This is a genomic window from Escherichia sp. WS338 (genome assembly GCF_046486405.1).
Classification (GTDB): domain Bacteria; phylum Pseudomonadota; class Gammaproteobacteria; order Enterobacterales; family Enterobacteriaceae; genus Escherichia; species Escherichia coli.
This window is the reverse complement of sequence record NZ_JBJQLL010000007.1, coordinates 247,487-254,806: the sequence shown is the minus strand read 5'-3', so window position 1 is coordinate 254,806 and position 7,320 is coordinate 247,487. Positions and strand designations below refer to the sequence as shown.

The 7,320-nt window shown below is 51.4% G+C and carries 7 protein-coding genes and 1 rRNA gene; 6 read left to right on the top strand and 2 right to left on the bottom strand.

The window, feature by feature from the left end:
* Positions 1 to 585: ribosomal RNA gene (locus tag ACJHWT_RS09260) — 16S ribosomal RNA — on the bottom strand; the annotation flags it as partial.
* Positions 586 to 950: 365 nt separating this feature from the next.
* On the bottom strand, positions 951 to 1,523 hold the full coding sequence (gene gmhB / locus ACJHWT_RS09255) for a D-glycero-beta-D-manno-heptose 1,7-bisphosphate 7-phosphatase (protein WP_001140178.1): 573 nt from the start codon (positions 1,521 to 1,523) through the stop codon (positions 951 to 953).
* A 187-nt stretch (positions 1,524 to 1,710) separates the two neighbouring features.
* On the opposite strand from gmhB, the gene metN reads away from it, so the two are divergent.
* The 6 genes from metN (at position 1,711) to proS (ending at position 7,298) form a co-directional block, all read left to right on the top strand.
* Positions 1,711 to 2,742 carry a methionine ABC transporter ATP-binding protein MetN gene (metN, locus tag ACJHWT_RS09250; RefSeq protein ID WP_000594009.1) on the top strand — a complete coding sequence of 344 codons (1,032 nt, stop codon included), beginning with the start codon at positions 1,711 to 1,713 and terminating at the stop codon, positions 2,740 to 2,742.
* A complete protein-coding gene (locus ACJHWT_RS09245; protein WP_001294610.1) occupies positions 2,735 to 3,388 on the top strand; it encodes a methionine ABC transporter permease MetI in 654 nt (217 codons plus the stop codon). Before metN ends, ACJHWT_RS09245 begins: the two co-directional genes overlap by 8 nt.
* A 39-nt stretch (positions 3,389 to 3,427) precedes the next feature.
* Positions 3,428 to 4,243 (top strand): methionine ABC transporter substrate-binding lipoprotein MetQ, encoded by an 816-nt coding sequence (gene metQ, locus ACJHWT_RS09240; RefSeq protein WP_000874226.1) that lies wholly within the window; start codon positions 3,428 to 3,430, stop codon positions 4,241 to 4,243.
* Between the two features lie 117 nt (positions 4,244 to 4,360).
* On the top strand, positions 4,361 to 4,765 hold the full coding sequence (rcsF, locus tag ACJHWT_RS09235; RefSeq protein ID WP_001202329.1) for an Rcs stress response system protein RcsF: 405 nt from the start codon (positions 4,361 to 4,363) through the stop codon (positions 4,763 to 4,765).
* Positions 4,762 to 5,469, top strand: a complete 708-nt coding sequence (gene tsaA / locus ACJHWT_RS09230; protein WP_000094007.1) for a tRNA (N6-threonylcarbamoyladenosine(37)-N6)-methyltransferase TrmO — start codon at positions 4,762 to 4,764, stop codon at positions 5,467 to 5,469. The genes rcsF and tsaA overlap by 4 nt, the downstream gene beginning before the upstream one ends.
* Positions 5,470 to 5,579: 110 nt before the next feature.
* Positions 5,580 to 7,298, top strand: coding sequence for a proline--tRNA ligase (proS, locus tag ACJHWT_RS09225; protein WP_001260694.1), 1,719 nt, complete (start codon positions 5,580 to 5,582; stop codon positions 7,296 to 7,298).
* Positions 7,299 to 7,320 lie beyond the last annotated feature (22 nt).

Below are 7,320 nucleotides of genomic sequence, written 5' to 3'. Positions count from 1 at the left end.
CCTGCGTGCGCTTTACGCCCAGTAATTCCGATTAACGCTTGCACCCTCCGTATTACCGCGGCTGCTGGCACGGAGTTAGCCGGTGCTTCTTCTGCGGGTAACGTCAATGAGCAAAGGTATTAACTTTACTCCCTTCCTCCCCGCTGAAAGTACTTTACAACCCGAAGGCCTTCTTCATACACGCGGCATGGCTGCATCAGGCTTGCGCCCATTGTGCAATATTCCCCACTGCTGCCTCCCGTAGGAGTCTGGACCGTGTCTCAGTTCCAGTGTGGCTGGTCATCCTCTCAGACCAGCTAGGGATCGTCGCCTAGGTGAGCCGTTACCCCACCTACTAGCTAATCCCATCTGGGCACATCCGATGGCAAGAGGCCCGAAGGTCCCCCTCTTTGGTCTTGCGACGTTATGCGGTATTAGCTACCGTTTCCAGTAGTTATCCCCCTCCATCAGGCAGTTTCCCAGACATTACTCACCCGTCCGCCACTCGTCAGCGAAACAGCAAGCTGTTTCCTGTTACCGTTCGACTTGCATGTGTTAGGCCTGCCGCCAGCGTTCAATCTGAGCCATGATCAAACTCTTCAATTTAAAAGTTTGATGCTCAAAGAATTAAACTTCGTAATGAATTACGTGTTCACTCTTGAGACTTGGTATTCATTTTTCGTCTTGCGACGTTAAGAATCCGTATCTTCGAGTGCCCACACAGATTGTCTGATAAATTGTTAAAGAGCAGTTGCGACGCGGCTTTCAGCTCACTGTCGCGAGGTGGCGTATATTACGCTTTCCTCTTTCAGAGTCAACCCTGAATTTCAGGATTTTTCTCTTCAACCGAACCGGCTGTTTGTGTGAAGTGATTCACATCCGCCGTGTCGATGGAGGCGCATTATAGGGTGTCGGCTCAGGAAGACAAGCGGAAAAATGCATTTTTATTTCAACCGCTCATCTTTTAATCATTACGCCGGTTTTTGCTGCTTTTTTATCGCTTGCGGCAGGTCTGCCAGGCTATTTAACACCCAATCCGCCGCGTTTTCTGCTTCAGGCGTAACAGGTTTACCCGTACGCACCAGCACTTTTGTTCCCACGTTCGCCGCAGCTGCTGCCTGCATATCTTCTAATTTATCGCCCACCATATAAGAAGCGGCCATATCAATATGCAAATAATCGCGTGCTGACAAAAGCATCCCCGGATGTGGTTTGCGGCAGTCGCAGACCTGGCGAAACTCTTCAACACTACCCTGCGGATGATGCGGGCAATAATAGATACCATCCAGATCGACATCGCGGTCCGCCAGCGACCAGTCCATCCACTCGGTCAGCGTTTCAAACTGTGCTTCAGTAAATTTACCGCGAGCAATGCCAGACTGGTTGGTTACTACCACCAGCGCAAAGCCCATTTTTTTTAGCTCGCGCATGGCGTCAATAACACCGTCGATAAATTCAAAGTTGTCGATCTCATGGACATAGCCGTGATCGACATTAATGGTGCCATCACGGTCAAGAAAAATTGCGGGTACGCTCTTCGCCACCTTTTATAGCTCCTTAATAAGGCATGTGACGCTAGTATCGCATGTTTCGACCAGCAAGAAAGTGCTCTTCGCATAAACCTGATTGATTTAGACGTCTGGATGCCTTAACATCCATTTCATTGAAGGCGTTGCCCGTTCCAGGCATTCGAAATGCCACGACTAACTTAATGACGATAATAAATAATCAATGATAAAACTTTCGAATATCACCAAAGTGTTCCACCAGGGCACCCGCACCATCCAGGCGTTGAACAACGTCAGCCTGCATGTGCCAGCTGGACAAATTTATGGCGTTATCGGTGCCTCTGGCGCGGGTAAGAGTACGCTTATACGTTGTGTAAACCTGCTGGAGCGCCCAACCGAGGGTAGCGTGCTGGTCGATGGCCAGGAACTGACCACGCTGTCAGAATCCGAGTTGACCAAAACTCGCCGCCAGATTGGTATGATTTTCCAGCATTTTAACCTGCTCTCTTCGCGTACTGTTTTTGGCAACGTGGCTCTGCCGCTGGAGCTGGACAACACACCGAAAGATGAGATCAAACGTCGCGTGACGGAATTGCTGTCATTGGTTGGTCTTGGCGATAAGCATGATAGCTACCCGTCGAATCTTTCCGGTGGGCAGAAACAGCGTGTGGCGATTGCCCGTGCGTTAGCCAGCAATCCCAAAGTATTGCTGTGTGATGAGGCCACCAGCGCGCTGGATCCGGCAACGACACGTTCTATTCTCGAACTGCTGAAAGACATCAACCGCCGTCTGGGTTTGACGATTCTGTTGATCACCCACGAAATGGACGTTGTGAAGCGTATTTGTGATTGCGTGGCGGTCATCAGCAATGGCGAACTGATCGAGCAGGACACGGTAAGTGAAGTGTTCTCGCATCCGAAAACGCCGCTGGCGCAGAAGTTTATTCAGTCGACCCTGCATCTGGATATCCCGGAAGATTACCAGGAACGTCTGCAAGCGGAGCCATTCACTGACTGCGTGCCGATGTTGCGTCTGGAGTTTACCGGTCAATCGGTCGATGCCCCACTGCTTTCTGAAACCGCGCGTCGTTTCAACGTCAACAACAACATTATTAGCGCGCAGATGGATTACGCCGGTGGCGTTAAGTTCGGCATCATGCTGACTGAAATGCACGGCACACAACAAGATACGCAAGCCGCCATTACCTGGCTGCAGGAACACCATGTAAAAGTAGAGGTACTGGGTTATGTCTGAGCCGATGATGTGGCTGCTGGTTCGTGGCGTATGGGAAACGCTGACAATGACCTTCGTATCCGGTTTTTTTGGATTTGTGATTGGTCTGCCGGTTGGCGTCCTGCTTTATGTCACGCGTCCGGGGCAAATTATTGCTAACGCGAAGCTGTATCGTACCGTTTCTGCGATTGTGAACATTTTCCGTTCCATCCCGTTCATTATCTTGCTGGTATGGATGATTCCGTTTACCCGCGTTATTGTTGGTACATCGATTGGTTTGCAGGCAGCGATTGTTCCGTTAACCGTTGGTGCAGCACCGTTTATTGCCCGTATGGTCGAGAATGCTCTGCTGGAGATCCCAACCGGGTTAATTGAAGCTTCCCGCGCAATGGGTGCCACGCCAATGCAGATCGTCCGTAAAGTGCTGTTACCGGAAGCGTTGCCGGGTCTGGTAAATGCGGCAACTATTACCCTGATTACCCTGGTTGGTTATTCCGCGATGGGTGGTGCAGTCGGTGCCGGTGGTTTAGGTCAGATTGGCTATCAGTATGGCTACATCGGCTACAACGCGACGGTGATGAATACGGTACTGGTATTGCTGGTCATTCTGGTTTATTTAATTCAGTTCGCAGGCGACCGCATCGTCCGGGCTGTCACTCGCAAGTAACGTTCAACACAACATAAATAATTGAAGAAGGAATAAGGTATGGCGTTCAAATTCAAAACCTTTGCGGCAGTGGGAGCCCTGATTGGATCACTGGCACTGGTAGGCTGCGGTCAGGATGAAAAAGATCCAAACCACATTAAAGTCGGCGTGATTGTTGGTGCCGAACAGCAGGTTGCAGAAGTCGCGCAGAAAGTTGCGAAAGACAAATATGGCCTGGACGTTGAGCTGGTAACCTTCAACGACTATGTTCTGCCAAACGAAGCATTGAGCAAAGGCGATATCGACGCCAACGCCTTCCAGCATAAACCGTACCTTGATCAGCAACTGAAAGATCGTGGCTACAAACTGGTCGCAGTAGGCAACACATTTGTTTATCCGATTGCTGGTTACTCCAAGAAAATCAAATCACTGGATGAACTGCAGGATGGTTCGCAGGTTGCCGTGCCAAACGACCCAACTAACCTTGGTCGTTCACTGCTGCTGCTGCAAAAAGTGGGCTTGATCAAACTGAAAGATGGCGTTGGCCTGCTGCCGACCGTTCTTGATGTTGTTGAGAACCCAAAAAATCTGAAAATTGTTGAACTGGAAGCACCGCAGCTGCCGCGCTCTCTGGACGACGCGCAAATCGCTCTGGCAGTTATCAATACCACCTATGCCAGCCAGATTGGCCTGACTCCAGCGAAAGACGGTATCTTTGTCGAAGATAAAGAGTCCCCGTACGTAAACCTGATCGTAACGCGTGAAGACAACAAAGACGCCGAAAACGTGAAGAAATTCGTTCAGGCTTATCAGTCTGACGAAGTTTACGAAGCAGCAAACAAAGTGTTTAACGGCGGCGCTGTTAAAGGCTGGTAATATTTAGGCTGTTTCCACAATTTGTAATATCATTCAGGACGGGCGCTTGCCCGTCTTGTCATTTTTACAAGCGCCTGATTCAATATTGACGTTTTGATCATACATTGAGGAAATACTATGCGTGCTTTACCGATCTGTTTAGTAGCACTCATGCTAAGCGGCTGTTCCATGTTAAGCAGATCCCCTGTCGAACCCGTTCAAAGCACTGCACCCCAGCCGAAAGCGGAGCCTGCAAAACCGAAAGCGCCGCGCGCCACGCCGGTCCGAATTTATACCAATGCAGAAGAATTAGTCGGCAAACCGTTCCGCGATCTCGGTGAAGTCAGTGGCGACTCTTGCCAGGCCTCTAATCAGGACTCTCCGCCGAGCATTCCAACCGCACGTAAGCGGATGCAAATCAACGCCTCGAAAATGAAAGCCAATGCGGTATTACTGCATAGCTGCGAAGTCACCAGCGGTACGCCAGGTTGCTATCGTCAGGCTGTATGTATCGGTTCTGCGCTTAACATCACGGCGAAATGAGCAGTTTCCAGTTCGAGCAAATAGGCGTTATTCGCTCGCCCTATAAAGAAAAATTCGCCGTTCCGCGCCAGCCAGGTCTGGTAAAAAGCGCCAACGGCGAACTACATCTCATTGCTCCCTACAACCAGGCCGACGCCGTTCGCGGCCTGGAAGCATTCAGCCATTTATGGATCCTTTTCGTCTTTCATCAAACGATGGAAGGCGGCTGGCGTCCGACTGTGCGTCCGCCTCGTCTCGGCGGTAATGCCAGAATGGGTGTTTTCGCTACGCGCTCCACTTTTCGCCCTAACCCGATTGGTATGTCGCTGGTAGAGCTGAAAGAGGTTGTTTGCCATAAAGACAGCGTGATTCTGAAGCTCGGCAGTCTGGATCTGGTCGATGGTACGCCGGTAGTGGATATCAAACCGTATCTCCCCTTTGCTGAATCGCTTCCCGATGCCAGTGCCAGCTATGCGCAAAGTGCGCCAGCGGCAGAAATGGCGGTGTGTTTTACCGCAGAGGTCGAAAAGCAGCTTTTGACGCTGAAGAAGCGTTATCCGCAGTTAACGCTGTTTATCCGCGAAGTACTGGCGCAGGACCCGCGCCCGGCCTATCGTAAAGGTGAGGAAACGGGCAAAACCTATGCCGTCTGGCTGCATGATTTTAACGTTCGCTGGCGCGTCACCGACGCAGGTTTTGAAGTCTTTGCGCTGGAACCGCGTTAAATTCACGCCCTTCTCTTTTGACATTTCTTTTGCACTGGTAAACTAAATCACTTTTTTTGTCCCAGGCTCGCCTTGAGCCTGTTCTACCTTCCAACTGGAACCGTAACAACATGCGTACTAGCCAATACCTGCTCTCCACTCTCAAGGAGACACCTGCCGACGCCGAGGTGATCAGCCATCAGCTGATGCTGCGCGCCGGGATGATCCGCAAGCTGGCCTCCGGGTTATATACCTGGCTGCCGACCGGCGTGCGCGTTCTGAAAAAAGTCGAAAACATCGTGCGTGAAGAGATGAACAACGCCGGTGCGATCGAGGTGTTAATGCCGGTGGTTCAGCCATCTGAACTGTGGCAAGAGAGTGGTCGTTGGGAACAGTATGGCCCGGAATTGCTGCGTATTGCTGACCGTGGTGACCGTCCGTTCGTACTCGGCCCAACTCATGAAGAAGTGATTACAGACCTGATTCGTAACGAGCTGAGCTCTTACAAACAGCTGCCGCTGAACTTCTATCAGATCCAGACCAAGTTCCGCGACGAAGTGCGTCCGCGTTTCGGCGTCATGCGTTCCCGCGAATTCCTGATGAAAGATGCTTACTCTTTCCATACTTCTCAGGAATCCCTGCAGGAAACCTACGATGCAATGTATGCGGCCTACAGCAAAATCTTCAGCCGCATGGGGCTGGATTTCCGCGCCGTACAGGCCGATACCGGTTCTATCGGCGGTAGCGCCTCTCACGAATTTCAGGTGCTGGCGCAGAGCGGAGAAGACGATGTGGTCTTCTCCGATACTTCTGACTATGCAGCGAACATTGAACTGGCAGAAGCTATCGCGCCGAAAGAACCGCGCGCTGCTGCTACCCAGGAAATGACGCTGGTTGATACGCCGAACGCGAAGACCATCGCGGAACTGGTTGAACAGTTCAATCTGCCGATTGAGAAAACGGTTAAGACTCTGCTGGTTAAAGCCGTTGAAGGCAGTAGCTTCCCGCTGGTTGCGCTGCTGGTGCGCGGTGACCACGAGCTGAACGAAGTTAAAGCAGAAAAACTGCCGCAGGTTGCCAGCCCGCTGACTTTTGCGACCGAAGAAGAAATTCGTGCCGTGGTTAAAGCCGGTCCGGGTTCACTGGGTCCGGTAAACATGCCGATTCCGGTGGTGATTGACCGTACCGTTGCGGCGATGAGTGATTTCGCTGCTGGTGCTAACATCGATGGTAAACACTACTTCGGTATCAACTGGGATCGCGATGTCGCTACCCCGGAAATTGCTGATATCCGCAACGTGGTGGCTGGCGATCCAAGCCCGGATGGTCAGGGTACGCTGCTGATCAAACGTGGTATCGAAGTCGGTCACATCTTCCAGCTGGGTACCAAGTACTCCGAAGCACTGAAAGCCTCCGTACAGGGTGAAGATGGCCGTAACCAAATCCTGACGATGGGTTGCTACGGTATCGGCGTAACGCGTGTGGTAGCTGCGGCGATTGAGCAGAACTACGACGAACGCGGCATCGTATGGCCTGACGCTATCGCGCCGTTCCAGGTGGCGATTCTGCCAATGAACATGCACAAATCCTTCCGCGTACAGGAACTTGCTGAGAAACTGTACAGCGAACTGCGCGCACAAGGTATCGAAGTGCTGCTGGATGACCGCAAAGAGCGTCCGGGCGTGATGTTTGCTGATATGGAACTGATCGGTATTCCGCACACTATTGTGCTGGGCGACCGTAACCTCGACAACGATGATATCGAATATAAATATCGTCGTAACGGCGAGAAACAGTTAATTAAGACTGGTGACATCGTCGATTATCTGGTGAAACAGATTAAAGGCTGATGCCAGAAAGGGTCCTGAATTT